This window comes from Pseudomonas sp. B21_DOA (assembly GCA_030544685.1).
GTDB lineage: Bacteria > Pseudomonadota > Gammaproteobacteria > Pseudomonadales > Pseudomonadaceae > Aquipseudomonas > Aquipseudomonas fluorescens_AO.
Genome location: CP086683.1, coordinates 5,373,296 through 5,395,667, shown reverse-complemented (window position 1 = coordinate 5,395,667; position 22,372 = coordinate 5,373,296). Strand labels below are relative to the sequence as shown.

The 22,372-nt window shown below is 60.4% G+C and carries 16 protein-coding genes, 3 tRNA genes, 3 pseudogenes and 1 riboswitch; of the genes and pseudogenes, 16 read left to right on the top strand and 6 right to left on the bottom strand.

The window, feature by feature from the left end:
* Window positions 1–81 precede the first annotated feature (81 nt).
* Window positions 82–2,511: a hypothetical protein gene (locus LJU32_24985; protein WKV88590.1), complete on the bottom strand. Its 2,430-nt coding sequence runs from the start codon at window positions 2,509–2,511 to the stop codon at window positions 82–84.
* On the bottom strand, window positions 2,508–3,218 hold the full coding sequence (locus tag LJU32_24980) for a hypothetical protein (protein WKV88589.1): 711 nt from the start codon (window positions 3,216–3,218) through the stop codon (window positions 2,508–2,510). Before LJU32_24980 ends, LJU32_24985 begins: the two co-directional genes overlap by 4 nt.
* 303 nt (window positions 3,219–3,521) lie before the next feature.
* Here LJU32_24980 and LJU32_24975 point away from each other — a divergent pair, with 303 nt between their 5' ends.
* The 7 genes from LJU32_24975 to astE all read left to right on the top strand — a co-directional run bounded on the left by LJU32_24975 (window position 3,522) and on the right by astE (window position 11,417).
* A complete protein-coding gene (locus LJU32_24975) occupies window positions 3,522–4,742 on the top strand; it encodes an aspartate aminotransferase family protein (GenBank protein ID WKV88588.1) in 1,221 nt (406 codons plus the stop codon).
* Window positions 4,743–4,975: 233 nt separating this feature from the next.
* On the top strand, window positions 4,976–5,995 hold the full coding sequence (aruF, locus tag LJU32_24970; protein WKV88587.1) for an arginine/ornithine succinyltransferase subunit alpha: 1,020 nt from the start codon (window positions 4,976–4,978) through the stop codon (window positions 5,993–5,995).
* Window positions 5,996–6,046: 51 nt separating this feature from the next.
* Entirely contained in the window at window positions 6,047–7,072 is a 1,026-nt protein-coding gene (gene astA, locus LJU32_24965; GenBank protein WKV88586.1) for an arginine N-succinyltransferase, read from the top strand.
* Window positions 7,069–8,538 carry a succinylglutamate-semialdehyde dehydrogenase gene (astD, locus tag LJU32_24960; GenBank protein ID WKV91193.1) on the top strand — a complete coding sequence of 490 codons (1,470 nt, stop codon included), beginning with the start codon at window positions 7,069–7,071 and terminating at the stop codon, window positions 8,536–8,538. Before astA ends, astD begins: the two co-directional genes overlap by 4 nt.
* Window positions 8,539–8,702: 164 nt before the next feature.
* A complete protein-coding gene (gene astB, locus LJU32_24955) occupies window positions 8,703–10,049 on the top strand; it encodes an N-succinylarginine dihydrolase (protein WKV88585.1) in 1,347 nt (448 codons plus the stop codon).
* A gap of 57 nt (window positions 10,050–10,106) precedes the next feature.
* The gene (locus LJU32_24950; GenBank protein WKV88584.1) at window positions 10,107–10,397 is read left to right on the top strand and encodes a topoisomerase II; all 291 of its coding nucleotides are present in this window, start codon (window positions 10,107–10,109) and stop codon (window positions 10,395–10,397) included.
* Window positions 10,398–10,409: 12 nt separating this feature from the next.
* Window positions 10,410–11,417 carry a succinylglutamate desuccinylase gene (gene astE, locus LJU32_24945; protein WKV88583.1) on the top strand — a complete coding sequence of 336 codons (1,008 nt, stop codon included), beginning with the start codon at window positions 10,410–10,412 and terminating at the stop codon, window positions 11,415–11,417.
* A gap of 135 nt (window positions 11,418–11,552) precedes the next feature.
* On the opposite strand, the gene LJU32_24940 is transcribed toward astE, so the two are convergent.
* Window positions 11,553–12,062, bottom strand: coding sequence for a 6,7-dimethyl-8-ribityllumazine synthase (locus LJU32_24940; protein WKV88582.1), 510 nt, complete (start codon window positions 12,060–12,062; stop codon window positions 11,553–11,555).
* Between the two features lie 103 nt (window positions 12,063–12,165).
* Window positions 12,166–12,337: riboswitch (FMN riboswitch) on the bottom strand.
* A 213-nt stretch (window positions 12,338–12,550) separates the two neighbouring features.
* Between LJU32_24940 and ltaE the strand changes: the two genes are divergently transcribed.
* From ltaE to LJU32_24905, 7 genes and pseudogenes are all read left to right on the top strand, one after another.
* The gene (gene ltaE, locus LJU32_24935; protein WKV88581.1) at window positions 12,551–13,555 is read left to right on the top strand and encodes a low-specificity L-threonine aldolase; all 1,005 of its coding nucleotides are present in this window, start codon (window positions 12,551–12,553) and stop codon (window positions 13,553–13,555) included.
* Window positions 13,556–13,701: 146 nt separating this feature from the next.
* Window positions 13,702–16,318 (top strand): annotated as a pseudogene (gene alaS, locus LJU32_24930) (alanine--tRNA ligase).
* Window positions 16,319–16,408: 90 nt separating this feature from the next.
* The gene (locus LJU32_24925) at window positions 16,409–17,650 is read left to right on the top strand and encodes an aspartate kinase (GenBank protein ID WKV88580.1); all 1,242 of its coding nucleotides are present in this window, start codon (window positions 16,409–16,411) and stop codon (window positions 17,648–17,650) included.
* Window positions 17,651–17,835: 185 nt separating this feature from the next.
* A complete protein-coding gene (csrA, locus tag LJU32_24920) occupies window positions 17,836–18,024 on the top strand; it encodes a carbon storage regulator CsrA (GenBank protein ID WKV88579.1) in 189 nt (62 codons plus the stop codon).
* Window positions 18,025–18,086: 62 nt separating this feature from the next.
* Window positions 18,087–18,176, top strand: a tRNA-OTHER gene (locus LJU32_24915).
* A gap of 107 nt (window positions 18,177–18,283) precedes the next feature.
* Window positions 18,284–18,360 (top strand) — tRNA-Arg (locus LJU32_24910).
* Between the two features lie 72 nt (window positions 18,361–18,432).
* Window positions 18,433–18,509 (top strand) — tRNA-Arg (locus LJU32_24905).
* Between the two features lie 19 nt (window positions 18,510–18,528).
* Here LJU32_24905 and LJU32_24900 read toward each other — a convergent pair.
* Window positions 18,529–19,042, bottom strand: a pseudogene (locus LJU32_24900) (cell envelope protein SmpA).
* A gap of 321 nt (window positions 19,043–19,363) precedes the next feature.
* Here LJU32_24900 and mgtE point away from each other — a divergent pair.
* A pseudogene (mgtE, locus tag LJU32_24895) lies at window positions 19,364–20,805 on the top strand (magnesium transporter).
* 116 nt (window positions 20,806–20,921) lie between these two features.
* Here mgtE and LJU32_24890 read toward each other — a convergent pair.
* Window positions 20,922–21,248: an Arc family DNA-binding protein gene (locus LJU32_24890; GenBank protein ID WKV88578.1), complete on the bottom strand. Its 327-nt coding sequence runs from the start codon at window positions 21,246–21,248 to the stop codon at window positions 20,922–20,924.
* A gap of 387 nt (window positions 21,249–21,635) precedes the next feature.
* On the opposite strand from LJU32_24890, the gene phnN reads away from it, so the two are divergent.
* Complete coding sequence (gene phnN, locus LJU32_24885; GenBank protein WKV88577.1) at window positions 21,636–22,205, top strand: phosphonate metabolism protein/1,5-bisphosphokinase (PRPP-forming) PhnN; 570 nt, start codon at window positions 21,636–21,638, stop codon at window positions 22,203–22,205.
* On the opposite strand, the gene LJU32_24880 is transcribed toward phnN, so the two are convergent.
* Window positions 22,180–22,359 carry a hypothetical protein gene (locus LJU32_24880; GenBank protein ID WKV88576.1) on the bottom strand — a complete coding sequence of 60 codons (180 nt, stop codon included), beginning with the start codon at window positions 22,357–22,359 and terminating at the stop codon, window positions 22,180–22,182. The two genes, phnN and LJU32_24880, sit on opposite strands and share 26 nt — an antisense overlap.
* Window positions 22,360–22,372: the final 13 nt, after the last annotated feature.

Genomic DNA, 22,372 nt, shown 5'->3' with positions numbered 1-22,372 from the left:
CGAAGCGGCTTGATTCCGCGGCCGACATCCTTGGATAGAGTGTTCTTATGTCGTGCTCAAGGGCGTCAATGGTCTCGCCTGTCACGACGATTGGAGGGGAAGACGCGGGTAACCCTCCGTCCCCAGGATCCGTAATGTATCGGTCATCGGTGGCTTGATCGGATTCTCCGACAGCACCTGCCGCAGCTCGCTGCGTTCCAGCGTGTGTTCGCGAATCGCGGTTTTCAGTGTCTGGCCCTCTCCGATTTGCAGGGCGAGGCTCTGGCGTTCACTGTCCGGCAGCGCATAGAGCAGGCTGGAGTAGAAGTCACTGAGCGAATGCAGTGCCTGGCCGCGATCGTCGTAAGGTTGATATTGACCATCATCGTTGCGCACGAGGACTTTCTGCTCGGGAGCCTCTTCGCTTCCGATGCTATCGAGGACCGGGCCGTCGTAGCGGCCGTCGCGGATTTCGATGCGCACGTCGCCGCTCCAGCCTGGCAGCAGTTTCAGGCTGTGCAGGGCGAGGTAATCGGAATCGGCATTGCTCACCGAGCCGAGCTGCAGTCCTTCGTAGGCGCGGGTGACGCGCACTTCCTGGCGCGCCAGTTGCAGCAGCTCCTGCTGACGCGGCGGAACCTGGCCCTGATCCAGCTGCAACATTTCGTCGCCGGTAGCGGTGTCGAGCAGTTCGCGGGTGACGCTGGCCGGCAGCTCGGGTGCCTGGGCCTTGAGCGGTTGGGCCAGTGGATCGTCGATACCCTGCAGCGCCTGATAGCGCGACTCGAACAGCGCGCTTTTGTGGGTTTTCGCAAGGCCGGCCAGTTGCTTGCGCAGGGTCTGGCTGCGGACATCCAGTGGTGGGGTCAGCGCAAAGGGTTCGTCAAGCAGCGCCTTGATTTGTTCTTCGTCGAGGGCGGAGAGCAAGGATTTGAGCAGGTCGCCGCCGATCAGCCGATCCTGCCTCAACTCGGTCAGGGGCAGGCTTTCGTCTGCGGAGGATTGCCAGAGCAGTTCGCCGTTGCGATCAACCAGACGCAGCCGCCTGTTGCTCGGCCAACGGCCATGGTCGGTCAGCAGTTGCAACTGGGTGACCGGATCGGCACGCAAGAAATCTTCAGACGTTTCGCTGTCCATTTGATCGACGAAGCGCTGCAGCTGCTGGTCGATCTTGAAGCGCTGAATGCTGTCGGCCAGCAGCGGCGGGAGCTTTTCCTGATTGACGTGCATCTTGCGCAGGGCGTCTTCGCTGGTGCCGCTGACCTGCAGAATGGTTTCCCGCTCGGCCGGTGAAAAGCTCTCCACCGACGGGCCGATGCGGCGCAGTGCGGTTTCGCCGTCCCATTCGAGCGGTTGTTCGAGCTCTGTGTGCCAGGCGCCCTCACCGTTGTGGCGGACTGCAGGCTGGTAGGCGTCGGGCCGGGTGGGGTGTTCGATGCGGTACTGCCCGGGCTCCTCGGCGGGCTTCAGGGAAAAATGCGCATCGTCGAGCGGCAGAAGTTGCTTGCCCTGATGGGCGTGCAGGCCCAGTGCGTCGGGTTGCGAGTCGACGGGCGGACGCAGCGGGTGCTTGTAGCGCTCAAGATCAGGCTGCCAGTAGCGGGTTTCGCCTTTGGCCAGTTTCACCGGTTTGAAACGGTCGATGAACGCCAGCACGTCTGCAGGCAGCACCTTGCGAAACTCGGCTGCGCCAATCGCACCGCCCACCGCGAACAGGCCCAGCTGAATCATCGATTCGACGGTGTCCATCAAGTGCCCGATGGCTTCGGTGTTGCGACCCTGTGCCCATTCGACGATGCCTTCGAAGGTTTCGTCGAGCATCTGGTAAGCCATATACGCCATCATTGCTTCGCCCAGTACCGGCACGAATGGCGCGACAATCAGGGCTGCGGTCTGGGCGATGCTGGAAAGGATATTCACCACCGAATCCCAGAAGGCCCAGCGTGCGCGTTGATCGACCCAGGCCGTCGGGACGGCGATGACCCGGGCATCGTTGAAGACCTTGTTCAGTTTGGCCTGGTGCAGGTGTTGCCACAGGCCATCGTAAAACGGCACCAGCGCGGTCTGCAGGTCAGGCCGTTCCACGGGCGCCTCGCGCCACGCGGGCAGGGCGCTGCCGGGCTCGTGGGGATGCCATTTGATTGCGCTCAGGCGGCTGTTGAGTGTGCTGAAGAAGTAGCCGCGCTGTTCGTGATTGACGAAGCGGCTGAAGAACTGCTGGTACTCTTTTGAGCGCAACTGGCGCGTCAGCTCGACGAGCATTTCAGCCGGGGACGCATATTCCTTGAACGGATGATCGGGATCATTCGGTACATAGGCCACGACGCGTGCGACATTGCGCGTCTGGTACAGATCCGCAGCGAACACGACGATGCCGGTGAGTGGTGCGCAGAGCATCGTCACGTCATGACACAGCACCGGTGCACCGTTGATGTAGAGCCCTGTCATGCCGTCGAGCATGGCGTCGACCAGGCGGAAATGATTTTCCGACACGTCACGGTGCATCCGCGCCCACTGCAACGCGGCTTTCATCGCGGCCTTCTCGCTGGCGTCCAGTTTGGCGCGCAGGCTCGAGGCGAGCGCAGGGTCGGAGTAACCGAGATTTTTTCCAGGCTGGCCTTGTACTGCGCACCGATATCCAGTCGGCGGCACAGTTGGGTAAACGCCGGGATGCTCAGTCTGGCCTTGATGTCCGGCAGTGGCTCGAACTGCCCGCTGGCCGATGGTGCGGTGGTGTAGGTCGATGCGGCTTCGAAAGCGTTTTCGTAGGTTTCACGGTCTTCGAAGTTATGCAGTGCGGCGTCCAGCAACGACACCGTCCAGACGCGGGCGCCGGTGCTGATGGCAAACCATGGTGTCGTCACCGGAATATACAAGCGCACATAGGTGTTTCTGACATCCACGTCGAGGTTGAAGCAGTTTTTCAGTTCCGCTTTGAGCAGAGGCTCGGCGAAAGCGGCGGCGTCCTGCAGATGTTCCAGGCTTTTGTCTACCTCGCTCTGCGCGGTGAGAGTGGTCGCAGTGAGTTTCTTCATCACGGCGTGTTGCTCGGCGGGAGCGGACTTGAGCGCCTCAGGCACTAGAGGCGGGCTGTTTTTCAGTGCCTCGCGGCGGGAGGCCGAGGTGTTGCCGAGCCATTGGGGAATCGCGTTTTTCAGCGGTTGATAGTGCTCGTCCGGATGTTGTGGTTCGGGCGTCTTGCTAAAGGTTGTCGGTGAGTGGCCATCAGACAGGTGCATGAGCATTCCTTGGCGTTGAGAAGAACCCTCAGCAAATCAGCAACAAGCGCCCACCGTGCGGTACATATTTATCTCTCTGCGGCGAGGCTGACTTGGTATTCTGCGCGGCCTGCCGCAAATCGGCCGCGCCCGGTAAACTGCGCCTTTGCGACGCTATATGTCGCATTGCCGTAAACCCGGGAAAATCCGGGGTTTGCGCTATAAGAAGTTGTCGCTTGGCGACAAGGCCGAGCACCCAACTGTCCTTACAATCCCCTCATCGCTCGCCAGTTCCAGGCGGGTGTTCCTCTTCAGGAGACTCCGATGTCCGTTGAGCACGCTGCGGTACAACGCGCCGATTTCGACCAGGTAATGGTTCCCAACTACGCGCCTGCCGCTTTCATTCCGGTGCGTGGCGCCGGTTCCCGGGTCTGGGATCAGGCCGGCCGCGAGCTGATCGACTTCGCCGGCGGGATTGCCGTCAACGTCCTGGGCCACGCGCATCCGGCGCTGGTCGGTGCGTTGACCGAACAGGCGAACAAGCTGTGGCACGTGTCCAACGTGTTCACCAACGAACCGGCGCTGCGCCTGGCGCACAAGCTGATCGACGCCACGTTTGCCGAGCGCGTGTTCTTCTGCAACTCCGGCGCCGAAGCCAACGAGGCCGCATTCAAGCTGGCCCGTCGCGTCGCATTCGACCGTTTCGGCACTGAGAAATACGAAATCATCGCCGCACTGAACAGCTTCCACGGCCGTACCCTGTTCACCGTCAACGTCGGTGGCCAGTCGAAGTATTCCGACGGTTTCGGCCCGAAGATCACCGGCATTACCCACGTTCCGTACAACGATCTGGCCGCGCTGAAAGCCGCGGTGTCCGAGAAGACCTGCGCGGTCGTGCTCGAGCCGATCCAGGGTGAGGGCGGCGTGCTGCCGGCCGAGCTGGCCTACCTGCAAGGTGCCCGCGAGCTGTGCGACGCCAACAACGCATTGCTGGTGTTCGACGAAGTGCAGACCGGCATGGGCCGCAGCGGCAAGCTGTTCGCCTACCAGCATTACGGCGTGACCCCGGACATCCTTACTAGCGCCAAGAGCCTGGGCGGCGGTTTCCCGATCGCGGCGATGATGACCACCGAAGCGCTGGCCAAACATCTGGTCGTCGGCACCCACGGCACCACTTACGGTGGCAACCCGCTGGCCTGCGCCGTCGCCGAAGCGGTGATCGACGTGGTCAACACCCCTGAAGTGTTGAACGGCGTGAACGCCAAGCACGACAAGTTCAAGACCCGCCTGCAACAGATCGGCGAGAAGTACGGCCTGTTCACCCAGGTGCGTGGTCTCGGTCTGCTGATCGGTTGCGTGCTGAGCGAAGCCTGGAAAGGCAAGGCCAAGGACATCTTCAACGCCGCCGAACAGGAAGGCCTGATGATTCTCCAGGCCGGCCCCGACGTGATCCGTTTCGCCCCGAGCCTGGTGGTGGAAGACGCCGATATCGATGCCGGTCTCGACCGCTTCGAACGCGCCGCGGCGAAGTTGACGCAAGCCTGATGGACCTTTCGGCGCCTGGAGGTTTTCCGGCGCCGAAGCCAATTTTTACATCGGACAGATTCGACTGTCGGAGTGAGCCCTGTGGTGAGGGGATTTATCCCCGTTGGGGCGCGAAGCACCCCAGAAAAGGGGCCGCTACGCAGCCCAACGGGGATAAATCCCTCGCCACACAGGCTCACTCCTACAAGGTCCGGTGTTTTTTTCTGTGAATATTAAGAGAAAGGAGTGACACCATGCTGGTGATGCGCCCCGCGCAAATGGCTGATCTGGGCGAGGTACAGCGTCTGGCTGCGGACAGCCCGATTGGTGTCACTTCCTTGCCGGATGACGTGGAACGTCTGAGCGACAAGATCGCCGCGAGCGAAGCTTCGTTTGCCGCCGAAGTGAGCTTCAACGGTGAAGAGAGTTACTTCTTTGTCCTTGAAGACTCGAGCACCGGCAAACTGGTCGGCTGCTCGGCCATCGTCGCGTCCGCCGGCTACTCGGAGCCGTTCTACAGCTTCCGCAACGAGACCTTCGTCCACGCCTCCCGCGAGCTGAAGATCCACAACAAGATCCACGTGCTCTCGCAGTGCCACGACCTGACCGGCAACAGCTTGCTGACCAGTTTCTACGTGCAGCGCGAGCTGGTCGGTTCGCCGTGGGCCGAGCTCAATTCCCGTGGCCGTCTGCTGTTCGTCGCCAGCCACCCGGAGCGTTTTGCCGATTCGGTGGTGACCGAGATCGTCGGTTACAGCGACGAGAATGGCGACTCGCCGTTCTGGGATGCGATCGGGCGTAATTTCTTCGACCTCAACTACGCCGAGGCCGAGCGTCTGTGCGGGCTGAAAAGCCGCACCTTCCTCGCCGAGCTGATGCCGCATTACCCGATCTACGTGCCGCTGCTGCCGGACTCCGCCCAAGAGGCGATGGGCCAGGTGCACCCGCGTGCGCAGATCACTTTCGACATCCTGATGCGCGAAGGCTTCGAGACCGATCACTACATCGACATCTTCGACGGCGGCCCGACCCTGCATGCGCGGGTTTCCGGGATCCGTTCGATCGCCCAGAGCCGCGTGGTGCCGGTGAAGATCGGCGAGCCGGTCAAAGGCGCCGGACGCCAGTACCTGGTGGCCAACGCGCAGTTGCAGGATTACCGCGCGGTGTTGCTCGAGCTGGACTACGCGCCGGGCAAACCGGTGACGCTGGATATGGAAGCGGCCGAAGCCCTGGGCGTCGGTGAAGGTGCCAGCGTGCGCCTGGTGGCGGTTTAACGCCTTAGCGAGTTTCACGGGTGGCGCGAGCGGCCCGTTTGAGGAGATAGCATGATTGTTCGTCCCGTACGCAGCAGCGATTTATCCGCGCTGATCGACCTGGCCCGCAGCACCGGCACCGGCCTGACTACCTTGCCGGCCAACGAAGAGCGCCTGACCCACCGGGTCGGCTGGGCCGAGAAGACCTTTCGCGGCGAAGCCGGGCGCGGTGATGCCGACTATCTGTTCGTGCTCGAAGACGATGACGGCCGTGTGGTGGGGATTTCCGCCATCGCCGGTGCGGTCGGCCTGCGTGAGCCCTGGTACAACTTCCGCGTCGGTCTGACGGTCAGCGCTTCCCAAGAGCTGAACATCTACCGAGAGATTCCGACGCTGTTTCTGGCCAACGACCTGACCGGCAATTCCGAGCTGTGCTCGCTGTTCCTGCACGCCGATTACCGCAACGGTCTCAACGGCCGGATGCTGTCCAAGGCGCGCATGCTGTTCATCGCCGAGTTCCCGGAGCTGTTCGGCAACAAGATCATCGCCGAGATGCGCGGCGTGTCCGATGACGCCGGGCGCTCGCCCTTCTGGGAAAGCCTCGGCCGCCATTTCTTCAAGATGGAATTCAGCCAGGCCGATTACCTGACCGGTGTCGGCAACAAGGCGTTCATCGCCGAACTGATGCCGAAGTTCCCGCTGTACACCTGCTTCCTTTCGCCGGACGCGCGCAACGTCATCGGCCAGGTGCACCCGGACACCGAGCCGGCACTGGCGATGCTCAAGAGCGAAGGCTTCAGCTATCAGGGTTACGTCGATATCTTCGACGCCGGCCCGGCCATCGAATGCGAAACCAGCAAGATCCGCGCGGTGCGTGACAGCGAAGCGCTGGTGCTGGCCGTCGGCACGCCGGGCGATGACGCCACGCCGTTCATCATCCACAACCGCAAACGCGAGGATTGCCGCATTACGGCTGCACCAGCGCGCCTGGCTGCGGGCACCCTGGTGGTCGATCCGCAGACCGCGAAACGTCTTCAACTCAGCGCCGGCGATCAGGTTCGCGCCGTGGCGTTGTCCGCTGCACGGGAGTCGAAATAATGAATTCGCTATACATCGCAGGTGAGTGGCTGGCCGGTCAGGGCGAAGCCTTTCAATCTTTGAACCCGGTGACCCAGCAAGTGCTGTGGGCGGGCGAGGGCGCCACTGCCGCGCAGGTCGAATCGGCGGTGCAGGCTGCTCGTCAGGCGTTTCCTCAGTGGGCACGTCGCACCCTCGAGGAGCGCATCAGCGTCCTCGAAGCTTTTGCTGCTGCGTTGAAAAACCACGCTGACGAACTGGCTCGCACCATCGGCGAAGAAACCGGCAAACCACTGTGGGAAGCCGCGACTGAAGTGACCAGCATGGTCAACAAGATCGCGATTTCGGTGCAGAGCTACCGTGAGCGGACCGGCGAGAAGAGCGGCCCATTGGGCGACGCCACCGCCGTATTGCGCCACAAGCCGCACGGCGTGGTCGCGGTGTTCGGCCCTTACAACTTCCCCGGTCACCTGCCTAACGGTCATATCGTCCCGGCGCTGCTGGCCGGTAACACGGTGCTGTTCAAGCCCAGTGAACTGACGCCGAAAGTCGCCGAGCTGACGGTCAAGTGCTGGATCGAAGCCGGTCTGCCGGCGGGCGTTTTGAACCTGCTGCAGGGCGCCCGCGAAACCGGTATTGCTCTGGCGGCGAACCCGGGTATCGACGGTCTGTTCTTCACCGGCTCCAGCCGCACCGGCAATCACCTGCATCAGCAATTCGCCGGGCGCCCGGACAAGATTCTTGCGCTGGAGATGGGCGGCAACAACCCGCTGGTGGTCGATCAGGTCGCCGATCTGGACGCGGCGGTGTACACGATCATTCAGTCGGCGTTCATTTCCGCCGGTCAGCGCTGCACCTGCGCCCGCCGTCTGCTGGTGCCGCAAGGCGCGTGGGGCGACAGCCTGCTCAAGCGTCTGGTGGAAGTCAGTTCGACCATTGAAGTCGGTGCGTTCGATCAGCAACCGGCGCCGTTCATGGGCTCGGTGATTTCCCTTGGCGCGGCGAAGGCGCTGATGGATGCGCAGGAGCAACTGCTGGCCAACGGCGCGGTGGCGCTGCTGGAAATGACTCAGCCACAGGCGCAATCGGCCTTGCTGACTCCGGGCATTGTCGATGTGACGGCCGTGGCCGAGCGTCCGGACGAAGAACTGTTCGGGCCGTTGCTGCAAGTGATCCGCTACGCCGATTTCGCTGCGGCGATCACTGAAGCCAACAACACCGCTTACGGGCTGGCCGCCGGTTTGCTCTCCGATTCCGAAGCGCGTTACCAGCAGTTCTGGCTGGAAAGCCGCGCAGGCATCGTCAACTGGAACAAACAGCTGACCGGTGCCGCGAGCAGCGCGCCGTTCGGCGGCGTTGGCGCCTCGGGCAACCACCGCGCCAGTGCCTACTACGCAGCGGATTACTGCGCTTACCCGGTGGCATCGCTGGAAACCCCGAGCCTGGTGCTGCCTGCCTCGCTGACACCCGGCGTGAAAATGGCGTAGCGCCCAATCGCTGGCAAGCCAGCTCCCACAGGGTCAGAGACGTCCACACATTTTGTGTACGACGCGGTCAATGTGGGAGCTGGCTTGCCAGCGATGGCCGCACCGCGGTCTTACCTAATTGTTACTCGATGCCTATAACAACAGATTCTCGTGGAGCCTCGCTGATGAAATCCTATGAAGTCAATTTTGACGGTCTAGTGGGGCCGACCCATAACTACGGTGGTCTGTCCTACGGCAACGTCGCCTCGCAGAGCAATAGTCAGCAATCCTCGAATCCGAAGGAAGCGGCGCTGCAAGGTCTGGCCAAGATGAAAGCGCTGATGGACATGGGCTTTCAGCAAGGCGTGCTGGCTCCGCAAGAACGTCCCGACGTGTCCGCGCTGCGTCGTCTGGGCTTCAGCGGCACTGACGCACAAGTGATCGAGCGCGCCGCCAAAGAGGCGATGCCGCTGCTGGTTGCCAGTTGCTCGGCCTCAAGCATGTGGGTAGCCAATGCCGCGACGGTCAGCCCGAGCGCCGATACCGCTGACGGCCGCGTGCACTTCACCGCCGCCAACCTCAATTGCAAATATCACCGCAGCATCGAGCACCCGACCACCAGCCGCGTGCTCGGTGCGATGTTCGCCAATCAACAGCACTTCGCCCATCACGCCGCTTTGCCGGCAGTGGCGCAGTTCGGTGATGAAGGCGCGGCCAACCACACGCGTTTCTGCCGTGAGTACGGTGAAGCGGGCGTCGAGTTTTTCGTATTCGGCCGCAGTGCTTTCGACAATCGTTTCCCGGCGCCGCAGAAATACCCGGCGCGCCAGACCCTCGAAGCATCGCAAGCGGTCGCGCGTCTGCACGGTCTGCGTGACGAAGGCGTGGTCTATGCGCAGCAGAATCCAAATGTCATCGATCAGGGCGTGTTCCACAACGACGTGATCGCCGTGGGCAACGGTGAAGTGCTGTTCTATCACGAGGACGCGTTCCTCGAGACCGACAAGATGCTTGCCGAACTGCAAGGCAAACTGGCCAAGGTCGGCGGCAACTTCCAGTCGGTGTGTGTGCCGCGTTCGGCGGTCAGCGTCGATGATGCGGTGCGTTCCTACCTGTTCAACAGCCAGTTGCTGTCGCGTGCCGATGGTTCGATGCTGCTGATCGTGCCGCAGGAATGCCAGGCCAACGAACGTGTCTGGGCTTATCTGCAAAGCCTGACCAGCTCGGGTGGCATGATCCGCGAAGTGAAGGTCTTCGATCTCAAGCAGAGCATGCAGAACGGCGGTGGCCCGGCGTGCCTGCGTCTGCGTGTGGCGCTGAATGAAACCGAACTGGCGGCGGTCAACCCAGGGGTTATCATGACGGCCCCGTTGTACGGTTCGTTGACCGCATGGGTTGAAAAGCACTACCGCGACCGCCTGAGCGAAACCGACCTGGCGGACCCGCAGTTGCTGCTTGAATGCCGGACGGCACTGGATGAACTGACGCAAATCCTTAAACTGGGCGCGGTTTATCCCTTCCAGATCAATTGATCGCCGGCGCGCTGCCTGAACGTGGCGCGCGGCGTGTCACCCCAAGAGAGTAAAAACATGAGCGATTCCCTGCAGCTGATCCTTGAAGACACCGACGGCACGCAATTGCAAACCTCGTGCACCCGCGTTGCGGTCATGTGGCAAGGCAAAGAGCTGTGGATCCAGCAGGACGGCCGTGGCCAGCTGCTGATCGGCGTCGACGTCGAGGAAGGTGACGAAGAGTACGCCAACCTGCTGCTGCGCCCATTGGCGACTAATCTGGTAAGTCTGCAACTGGAAATGGAACCGGCTGACCTCGGCGCTGACGAGGATCACGTACACGGCCCGGATTGCAACCACGACCATTAAGGAAATCGCTCTATGCTCGCCCTCGGCAAACTGCTTGAACTGACCCTCGCCGGCCGCGAACCGGCGGAGAAGACTCAACTGACTGTCGAAGGCGTGCGCATGCGCTGGTTGAGCGAAGGGGCGCTGGAAGTGCGGCCCCCGGAAGCGCGCGACAATGGCCTGGACCTGCTGCTGTCGGCAGGCATCCACGGTAATGAAACCGCACCGATCGAGTTGCTCGATCGGCTGCTGCACGACATCGCACGCGGCGATCTCAAGCCGCGCGCACGCATTCTGTTCCTGTTCGGCAACCCGGAAGCCATCCGCAAGGGTGAGCGTTTCGTCGAGCAGGACGTCAACCGGCTGTTCAACGGCCGCCACGAACAAAGCAGCGGCTCGGAAGCGTTGCGCGCCTGCGAGCTGGAACGGCTGGCGGCGAGTTTCTTCAGCAAGCCCGAGCGCCAGCGGCTGCACTACGACCTGCACACCGCGATTCGTGGGTCGAAGATCGAACAGTTCGCCTTGTACCCGTGGAAGGAAGGGCGCCAGCATTCCCGTCGCGAACTGGCGCGCCTGCGCGCTGCTGGCATGGAGGCGGTGCTGTTGCAGAACAAACCGTCGATCGTGTTCAGTTCTTATACCTACGACAAGCTCGACGCCGAGGCTTTTACCTTGGAATTGGGCAAGGCGCGACCGTTCGGGCAGAACGATGGCGTTAACGTTTCACTGCTGGAAACCCGCCTGAAGCAGATCATCGAAGGCACTGAGCCGGAGACAGAAGAAGGGCTGGACGGCTTGCAGTTGTTCAGCGTGGCGCGGGAAATCATCAAGCACAGCGATGCGTTCCGCCTGAATCTGCCTCAGGACATCGAGAACTTTTCCGAGCTGGAACCGGGTTATGTGCTGGCCGAAGACCTGGCCAATACCCGTTGGGTGATCGAAGAGCAGGGCGCACGAATCATCTTCCCCAACCCCAAGGTCAAGAATGGCCTGCGCGCCGGCATCCTGATCGTCCCGACCACAGACGAAAACCTTGCCTGACTTCACCGCATTCCGTGTGGATCGTTCCCACGCTCCGCGTGGGAATGCAGCCAGGGACGCTCCGCGTCCCAACAGCGGACGCAGAGCGTCCATTGAGGCATTCCCACGCAGAGCGTGGGAACGATCATGTGAGAATCAGACCGCTACAGCGCGCGGCTCGGTTCGACGCAACGCGCGAATCTTCAGCAACGTATCCGCGCAAGTCCGCGCTGCTTCCTGGCCCTTGTGCACAAAGTGCTCGAAGAAGAACTTCTGATGCTCTTCGCCCGAATGGAAGTGATGCGGGGTCAGCGACACCGAGAACACCGGCACTTCGGTTTCCAGTTGCACCTGCATCAGGCCGCTGACCACCGATTGCGCGACGAACTCGTGGCGATAAATGCCGCCGTCCACCACCAGGGCGGCGGCGACGATGCCGGCGTAACGGCCGGACTTGGCCAGCAGCTTGGCGTGCAGCGGCATCTCAAAAGCGCCGCCGACTTCGAAGAAATCGATGTCCGATTCCTGATAACCCTGCACCAGCATTTCGGCGATGAAGCCTTTGCGGCTCTGGTCGACGATTTCCTTGTGCCAGCAGGCCTGGATAAACGCGACGCGCTCGCCCTGTGGGTGTTTGCTTTTGCTGTCGATAACGGTGGGTTGCATGTTCTGACTCCTGTTTGTGTGAAAAACAGGGCGTTATGAATCGAAAGGGATGCAAGGGTGCGAACGCAGGCACGAATGCACGCGGACGGCCCTTTGGCGTCGATCCCGTTCTCTCTTCATCCGGACTATGACCGTCGGCCCCGGAATCACACCGGGTCTGCTGACCTTGCCGACGCACCCGACTCAAGTCGTGTGCAACGCCAAGCGCTCGCGGGCTATGCGCGTTGCGCGCAATTACCGCCGGTGGGGAATTGCACCCCGCCCTGAGAACGTTTTCGCCGCCCGATCTCGGGCAGCGCGCAGTTTGTAACACATATTTTTCGGTCCTGCACAGAACCGGTGGGAGCGAGCAAGCTCGCTCCCACAGGGATGGCGCTTTTTCAGCGAGACCGCGATTTTTCCTTCTTCAAGGCTTGATTAATCGGCGCCATGACCGCAGTAATCCCACTTCACAAAGGGATTTCCCCATCTGACCAGAGGCCAGGTTCATGAGCGTTATCGATCTTCGCAGCGACACCGTCACCCAACCGACTCCCGCCATGCTCGAGGCGATGACTGCAGCGGACACCGGAGACGATGTGTACGGTGAAGATCCGACGGTCAATCGCCTCGAGGCCGAACTGGCCAAACGCCTGGGCTTTGCCGCCGCGTTGTTCGTGCCGACCGGGACCATGAGCAACCTGCTTGGCCTGATGGCGCACTGCGAGCGTGGTGACGAGTACATCGTTGGTCAGCAGGCGCACACCTATAAGTACGAAGGTGGCGGGGCGGCGGTGCTTGGTTCGATCCAGCCGCAGCCGCTGGAAGTGCAGGCCGACGGTTCACTGGATCTGGATCAGGTCGCCGCCGCGATCAAACCGGACGATTTCCATTTCGCCCGCAGCCGTTTGCTGGCGCTGGAAAACACCATGCAGGGCAAAGTGCTGCCGCTGGAGTTTCTGGCGCGCGCCCGACGCTTTACTCAGGAGCATGGTCTGCAATTGCACCTGGATGGCGCGCGGTTGTACAACGCGGCGGTCAAGCTCGGCGTCGATGCCCGGGAGATCACCCAGCATTTCGATTCGGTGTCGGTGTGCCTGTCCAAAGGCCTCGGCGCGCCGGTCGGCTCGGTGCTGTGCGGTTCCGAGCAACTGATCGGCAAAGCGCGGCGTTTGCGCAAAATGGTCGGTGGCGGCATGCGTCAGGCCGGGTTGCTCGCGGCGGCTGGCTTGTACGCGCTGGATCATCACGTCGAACGGCTGGCGGATGACCATGCCAACGCGCAGTTACTCGCCGATGGTCTGCGTGAGGCCGGTTTCGTCGTCGAACCCGTGCAAACCAACATGGTTTATGTGCAAATGGGCGAAAGAGCCCAAGCACTCAAGGCCTTTGCCGGCGAACGCGGGATCAGGCTCAGCGCCGCTGCGCGCTTGCGCATGGTTACGCACGTGGACGTTAGCCGCGCGCAAATCGAGCAAGTGATCGCGACATTCGTCGAGTTTTCACGCAAGTGACAGCGTTAGCCGTCCAATTGACCGTTTCTATCGTATAAACACGCTGTACCCCGCGCGCAGGGCCGATATAATGCGGCCCTTTGCCGTCGCTTCGTCTCACGACGTTTCGAACAGGCCTTTGGCCGCAGCCTCCGTGGAAGAACCTAATGAAAAGCGCAGAAATCCGTGAAGCCTTCCTTCGCTTCTTCGAAGAGCAAGGCCACACCCGTGTAGCCTCCAGCTCTTTGATTCCGGGCAACGACCCAACCCTGCTGTTCACCAACGCGGGGATGAACCAGTTCAAGGACTGCTTCCTGGGCCAGGAAAAACGTGCGTACACCCGTGCCACCAGCAGCCAGAAATGCGTGCGCGCCGGCGGCAAGAACAGTGACCTGGAAAACGTCGGTTATACCGCGCGTCACCACACGTTCTTCGAAATGCTCGGCAACTTCAGCTTCGGCGACTACTTCAAGCACGACGCGATCACCTTCGCCTGGACCTTCCTCACTGGCGTGCTCAAGCTGCCGAAGGAAAAGCTCTGGGTCACCGTCTACGCCACCGACGACGAAGCGTATGACATCTGGACACAGAAAATCGGTGTGCCAGCCGAGCGCATGATCCGCATCGGCGACAACAAGGGCGCACCGTACGCGTCCGACAACTTCTGGACCATGGGTGACACCGGCCCGTGCGGCCCGTGCACCGAGATTTTCTACGATCACGGCGAGCACATCTGGGGCGGCCCGCCGGGCTCGCCGGAAGAAGATGGCGACCGCTACATCGAAATCTGGAACAACGTGTTCATGCAGTTCAACCGCACCGCCGATGGCGTGTTGCATCCGTTGCCAGCGCCGTCGGTGGACACCGGTATGGGCCTGGAGCGGATCAGTGCGGTGATGCAGCACGTCAATTCCAACTACGACATCGACCTGTTCAAGAACCTGCTGAAGGCTTCGGCTGAAGCGATCGGCTGCGAAAACGGCGATCAGTCGTCGCTCAAAGTCGTCTCCGACCACATCCGTTCCTGCGGCTTCCTGATCGCCGATGGCGTGCTGCCGTCCAACGAAGGTCGCGGTTACGTGCTGCGCCGGATCATCCGTCGCGCCTGCCGTCACGGCAACAAGCTCGGCGCTACCGGCAGCTTCTTCTACAAGATTGTCGCGGCGCTGGTCGCCGAGATGGGCGAAGCCTTCCCGGAACTGCAGAAGCAGCAAAGCAATATCGAGCGCGTGCTCAAGGCTGAAGAAGAGCAGTTCTCCAAGACCCTGGAGCACGGCCTGAAAATCCTCGAGCAGGATCTGGCCGAGCTCAAAGGCACCGTGGTGCCGGGCGACGTGGTGTTCAAACTCTACGACACCTACGGTTTCCCGATGGACCTGACCGCCGACATCGCTCGCGAACGCGGCCTGACCGTCGACGAAGCCGGCTTCGAGCGCGAGATGGAAGCCCAGCGTGTGCGCGCGCGTTCGGCGAGTTCGTTCGGTCTGGACTACAACACTCTGGTCAAGGTTGACGTGGCCACCGAATTCACCGGTTACGCCGCCACCAGCGGCTCGGCGAAAATCGTTGCCATCTATAAGGATGGTCAGTCGGTCGACGTGCTGAGCGAAGGTCAGGAAGGCGTGATCGTGCTCAACCAGACGCCGTTCTACGCCGAATCCGGTGGCCAGATCGGCGACTGCGGTTTCATTCAGGCCGGCAGCAGCCGCTTCGACGTGCGCGACACCACCAAGACCGGCGGCGCATTCCTGCACCACGGCGTGCTGGCCTCGGGCAGTCTGACCATTGGCGCGCCGGTGGAAACCCACGTCGACGCCGAAGTGCGTCACGCCACTGCGCTGAACCACTCGGCTACGCACTTGCTGCAACGCCGCGCTGCGTCAGGTGCTCGGTGAGCATGTGCAGCAGAAAGGTTCGTTGGTCGACAGTCAGCGCTTGCGTTTCGACTTCAGCCACTTCGAAGCGATCAAGCCAGAACAGATCAAGCAGCTGGAAGACATCGTCAACGCCGAGATTCGCAAGAACTCCGCCGTTGAAACCGAAGAAACCGATATCGAAACCGCAAAGAACAAAGGCGCCATGGCGCTGTTCGGCGAGAAGTACGGCGACAGCGTGCGCGTGCTGAGCATGGGCGACTTCTCGGTCGAACTGTGCGGCGGGATCCACGCCAACCGTACCGGCGACATCGGCCTGCTGAAAATCATCAGCGAAGGCGGTGTGGCATCGGGCGTGCGTCGTATCGAGGCAGTCACCGGTGCTGCGGCGCTGGCCTACTTGAACGCGGCGGAAGAACAACTCAAGGAAGCGGCCAGCCTGGTCAAGGGCAGCCGCGACAACCTGATCGACAAGCTCTCGGCGGTACTGGAGCGCAACCGTCTGCTGGAGAAACAACTCGAGCAGTTGCAGGCCAAGGCTGCCAGCGCGGCGGGCGACGATCTGTCGGCCTCGGCGGTGGACGTCAAGGATGTGAAGGTGCTGGCCGCCCGTCTGGACGGTCAGGATGGCAAGGCGCTGCTGGCGCTGGTCGATCAGCTGAAAAACAAACTCGGCCGCGCAGTGATCCTGCTCGGCGGTGTCCATGAGGAAAAGGTCGTACTGGTTGCAGGCGTAACCAAGGACCTGACTGGCCAACTCAAAGCCGGTGATTTGATGAAACAGGCTGCTGCGGCAGTGGGCGGGAAGGGCGGTGGTCGTCCGGACATGGCGCAGGGCGGCGGTGTCGATGCCGCTGCGCTGGATGGCGCACTGGCGCTGACCGTTCCATTCGTCGAGCAGGCTTTATAAGACGGCTCGCCGGGCCCGCAGTCTAGTGGCGGGCCCGGCGACTGTTCGAAAGATTATTGGGCGCCCTTCATGGGCAGAGGCGGCTTTGAAATGGCTTTGATCGTACAGAAATTTGGAGGCACCTCGGTCGGCACTGTCGAGAGAATCGAGCAGGTCGCCGACAAGGTTAAGAAATTCCGCGATGCCGGCGATGACCTGGTGGTTGTGCTGTCTGCAATGAGCGGCGAAACCAACCGTCTGATCGATCTGGCCAAGCAAATCAGTGGCGAGGCACAACCGGTTCCGCGCGAGCTTGACGTGATCGTTTCCACCGGTGAACAGGTGACGATTGCCCTGTTGGCCATGGCGCTGATCAAACGCGGTGTGCCGGCGGTGTCGTACACCGGTAATCAGGTGCGGATCCTGACTGACAGCGCACACAATAAAGCGCGTATCTTGCAGATTGATGACCAGAAGATTCGCGGTGATCTGAAGGCCGGTCGCGTGGTGGTTGTCGCCGGTTTCCAGGGCGTCGATGAGCACGGCAACATCACCACCCTCGGTCGCGGCGGTTCCGATACCACCGGCGTGGCACTGGCAGCTGCCTTGAAGGCCGATGAATGCCAGATCTACACCGACGTCGACGGTGTCTACACCACCGACCCGCGTGTGGTGCCGGTCGCTCAGCGTCTGGACAAGATCACCTTCGAAGAAATGCTGGAAATGGCCAGCCTAGGTTCCAAGGTCCTGCAGATCCGTGCGGTGGAATTCGCCGGCAAGTACAACGTTCCGCTGCGCGTACTGCACAGCTTCAAGGAGGGTCCGGGCACCCTCATTACTATTGATGAAGAGGAAACCATGGAACAGCCGATCATTTCCGGCATCGCTTTCAATCGCGATGAAGCCAAGCTGACCATCCGTGGCGTGCCAGACACCCCGGGTGTGGCGTTCAAGATTCTCGGCCCGATCAGTGCCGCGAACATCGAAGTCGACATGATCGTGCAGAACGTCGCGCACGATAACACCACCGACTTCACCTTCACCGTGCACCGCAACGACTACCAGGCCGCACAGACCGTGCTGGAAAACACCGCTCGCGAGATCGGTGCCCGTGAAGTCGTTGGCGACACCAAGATCGCCAAGGTCTCGATCGTCGGCGTCGGCATGCGTTCCCACGCAGGCGTGGCCAGCCGCATGTTCGAATCCCTGGCGAAAGAAAGCATCAACATCCAGATGATCTCGACTTCGGAAATCAAGGTTTCCGTAGTGATCGAAGAGAAATACCTGGAACTGGCCGTGCGCGCGCTGCACACGGCTTTCGAACTGGATGCTCCGGCCCGTCAGGGCGAGTAATCCGCTTCAGTGAAGGGCGCGGTCTGACCGCGCCCTTTATTTTTGAATGGCGCGAGCCCCGGAACTGTTCTTTTGCTCGCGCTGGTCAATACTCAGGCATGTAGGGCTACGATCGCTGCGGTTGTAGGTCGGGTGCCTTTTTTGCAGACTGTTGTCCCTGAAATGAATGGCGTAAGGAGAAAGGTATGCTGATTCTGACTCGTCGGTGCGCGGAAAGCCTGATTATCGGTGACGGCGAAATCACCGTGACCGTGCTCGGCGTCAAAGGAAACCAGGTGCGTATCGGCGTCAACGCTCCGAAAGAGGTTGCGGTGCACCGTGAGGAAATTTACCTGCGTATAAAGAAAGAGAAGGACGAAGAACCAAGCCATTAATTTTTATCGATTTTTATGTTTGCAAACGGGGAAGAAGCTGGTTAATATACGCCCCGTGTTGCGGAGAGCTGGCCGAGTGGCCGAAGGCGCTCCCCTGCTAAGGAGTACACCTCAAAAGGGTGTCGGGGGTTCGAATCCCCCGTTCTCCGCCATTATTTGCTTAGTACGTCGTAATCTGGCTTCTTCTGTAAGTTGTTGAAATTACTAGAAAAAGTGTTTGACATAGAGATTAGACGGCCTATAATGCGCGGCAACAAATGCACTCGTAGCTCAGCTGGATAGAGTACTCGGCTACGAACCGAGCGGTCACAGGTTCGAATCCTGTCGAGTGCACCATTTAAGAGTTATTTGCTGTAAGGTGAGTAACTCGGCTTCAACCAGTTGTGGTCTGGTTTAAAAACACAAAATGCACTCGTAGCTCAGCTGGATAGAGTACTCGGCTACGAACCGAGCGGTCACAGGTTCGAATCCTGTCGAGTGCACCATATACCAAAAAGCCCGCGTTTAACGCGGGCTTTTTGCTGTCCGGGATTTGGCTTTTCCCTTCACACAACCCCTTTCATCAAAATCAATTTGAGCACTGCGGCCTCGCTTGAGGTCGTAACGATAGCTCGTGGTCGATGTGCGCGTGTTGATCTTGTCCGGCTTGCCCAGTGCGCTTTCGACGTCCCGCTGGCTCATGCCGGCAATCACCCGCCGGTTGATGATTGCTTCCGCGCCGCTGCCTGTTATCGATCTGGTTTCCACATTTGTGTTCGGCGCCGCCGACGATGCCCGGTTCGCGGCCGCGGTCGTTCATGCCTGTCACAGCTTCGTGATTGAGCTCCGGCATGATTGCGACCCAGCCGGGAGAATAGGGATGAACCTCCTGAACCGAGAGTTGCTCACCCATTGCGCAGCTCATCGATGTGAAGGTGACGCTGCCGTCAGCGGCCTCGCAACGATGAAGCGTGGCGGCTTTGGAAGGGATGACGGGGAGCAGGGCGGTCAATAGTAAAAGCGCGGGTTTTAATGGCATTCGGTGTCCTCCGTGACGATCTACGCTGAAGGGTAGTCGCTGCTTTTTGCAATGCCGGTGTGTTTTCTTTTCAAGATGAGTCGTCGCATTTGCACGGATCACGCAAGCGCTCAGGTTTGTTTCGCAAGCGCTTGTTTCAGCCGTGATTTTTTAAACGTTTTAAACCGTCAGGCGTGTATCATTGCGCCCGTCAGCCCCGCCGGGGCTTATGGAAAACCTCCATGGACTTACCCAGTAGTTGTTCAGTAAACCGTTTCACCAATCATGAATTGACTGATTGATCCTTCCGGCGTGCCCCGCTGCTGGGAGTGGAGTTCGCCTATGTCCGAAATCGAAGTAAAGAAAACACAGGAAAGCCTGCAGGACCGCCTGGCTCAGGTCGTCGAGTTGCTGCAGCGCCAGCGTGTCGTTGAAGACCTGACTCATCGCCAGGAAGGTCCGCACCACGACCGCGTGGAAAACCTGGTTCACCGGCAAAATCTCGTCGAGCTGCAACGCAAGCTCGATGACCTGCACTCCGCCGACGTCGCCTACATTCTCGAAGCCTTGCCGCTGGACGATCGTCTGACGCTCTGGCAACTGGTCAAGGCCGACCGCGACGGCGACATTCTTCTCGAAGTATCCGATTCCGTCCGTGAAACGCTGATCGCCGACATGGACGATCACGAGCTCCTGGCTGCGGCCAAGGACATGGACGCCGACGAACTCGCTGACCTGGCCTCCGAGCTGCCGCGAGACGTCGTCCATGAGCTGATGGAGAGTCTGGATAACCAGCAGCGCGAACGCGTGCGCTCGGCTCTTTCCTACGACGAGGATCAGGTCGGTGCGCTGATGGACTTCGAGATGGTGACGATCCGTGAGGACGTCAGCCTTGAAGTGGTTCTGCGCTATCTGCGTCGCCTCAAAGAGCTTCCCGGTCACACCGACAAACTGTTCGTGGTCGATTACGACGGCGTGCTCAAGGGCGTGTTGCCGATCAAGCGTCTGCTGGTCAACGATCCGGAAAAACAGGTCGCCGAAGTAATGGCCAGCGATCCGGTGAGTTTCCACCCGGATGAAGACGCTTACGACGCCGCTCAGGCGTTCGAGCGTTACGACTTGATCTCGGCGCCGGTGGTCGACAAGAACGGCAAACTGATCGGCCGTCTGACCATCGACGAAATGGTCGACCTGATTCGTGAGGAAAGCGAAAGCGAAGTCCTCAACATGGCCGGTCTGCGCGAAGAGGAAGACATCTTCGCCTCGGTGTGGAAATCCCTGCGCAACCGTTGGGCGTGGCTGGCGGTGAACCTGATCACTGCATTTGTGGCATCGCGGGTGATCGGTCTGTTTGAGGGCTCGATCGAGAAACTGGTGGCGCTGGCGGCACTCATGCCGATCGTCGCCGGTATCGGCGGCAACTCCGGCAACCAGACCATCACCATGATCGTGCGCGCCATGGCGCTGGATCAGGTCAGCACCGGCAACACCTCGCGATTGATGCGCAAAGAGCTGGCGGTTGGTTTGATCAACGGTCTGGTCTGGGGCGGGGTAATCGGCGTGGTCGCGTACATGCTTTACGGCAGTTGGTCGCTTGGCGTAGTGATGACGGCAGCAATGACGCTCAATCTGTTACTGGCGGCATTGATGGGCGTGTTGATCCCGATGACGCTGGCCAAAATGGGCCGCGATCCGGCGATGGGCGCCAGCGTCATGATCACTGCGATGACCGACAGCGGGGGTTCTTCATCTTCCTCGGGCTGGCGACAATCTTCCTGCTCTGATCTGTAGTGAATGAAAAGCCCGTCAAATTGACGGGCTTTTTTTGCGCCTGCGAAATCTCGAAAACCGAGGCAAAAAAAGCCAGCAATCATGCTGGCTTCAATATGTTCGGTTTAGCTCAGGACGCGTCTGCGGCCATCTCGGCGTCGTGGGCGATCAGCGACACAAGGGCGTTCTGCTGACGGTGCGACAGCTGACGGAAGCGTTGCAACAGCTCGCGCTCGTGCAGCGACAGCTCCGGGCTGTCCAGGCGCATGCTCAGCTCTTCGCCCAGTGCGCCTTCCTGAATAAGACTCTGCTCAAGGCGCGCAATGATCTCGGAGTTCATGCTGCGATGATGATTGCGAGCCACCTCGGCAATGCGTTCACGCATTCCGTCTGGCAGACGTACGACAAACTTGTCAGCCGTACGGCTGGAATAAATTGCCTGTTTCAATGGGCGCATATATTTAACCGGTTAGTTCAGGGAGCGGTTCTCGGGATTGGCCGCAGGATGTGTGGTAGGACAAGCATCCGGACCAATTGGTTCAACCTGAATTGTTAAGAGGCCGGCATCATGCCTCAAAATTGCCAGATCATTGGCGTCAATTCTGTGACAAATATTGAGCCGGGTAAAGGCGTAATGCCAGCACCAGTTGTCAGAAATGCGGACTGGTTGGAAAACTTTCCATTCGTCCGTATCGCTGCCCGCTTTCGAATGCACATCTGTTGATGTCCGAAGACGCCAGAACGTGCATGCTATGCAGCTCGCTATTCTTGATCCCTGTCTGTACAGGATAGTGGCAATTTGCCGATTTACTAGAGGCAGAACCTGTCGGAGGGCGTTTACAGGATGGATGGCAAGCTTTTTTACCTGATGGGGCCGTCCGGTTCGGGCAAGGACAGCCTGATCGAGGCATCGCGTGAGCCATTGCGAGCATTGAACTGTGAAGTAATGCGCCGGGTGATTACCCGATCAGCGGAGTCCGTTGGCGAAGATGCAATTGGCGTGACGCCTGAAGAGTTCGACCGGCGACAGCGCGCCGGGGCCTTTTCCTTGGCCTGGCAAGCCAACGGCCTGTCTTACGGTATTACCAAAGAAATGGATGAATGGTTGCGAGGCGGGCAGCATGTGCTGGTGAATGGTTCGAGAGCGAACCTGCGCCAGGCGATGGAGTTGTATCCGACCCTTGTGCCGATCCTGCTGACCGTCAACGACGAGGTCCTGCGCAAGCGCTTGCTCAAGCGTGGCCGGGAAACCCCTGAGCAGATCGATGCGAGGCTGGCTCGCAACGCGTTGTTCAAAGACCGAAGATCCAGCGACAGCCCCGTTCACCAGATCGATAATTCTGCCGACCTTGCCGTCGCTGTCGCCGCGTTACTGGAATGGGTTCAACTCAACGCAGGACCGGATCGAACTTGATCTTGCGCCCGGCGATCAGCGCCAGCACAAACAGCACTGCAAATACGCCACAGCCAACCAGAGGCAAGGTGACTTCCGTCTCCTCGAACAGCGCCAGGTGGGTAACGCCACTCAGTAAAGCGAGGATGAGAAATCCTGTCGCCGATTTGGACATGTTCTACTCCTGA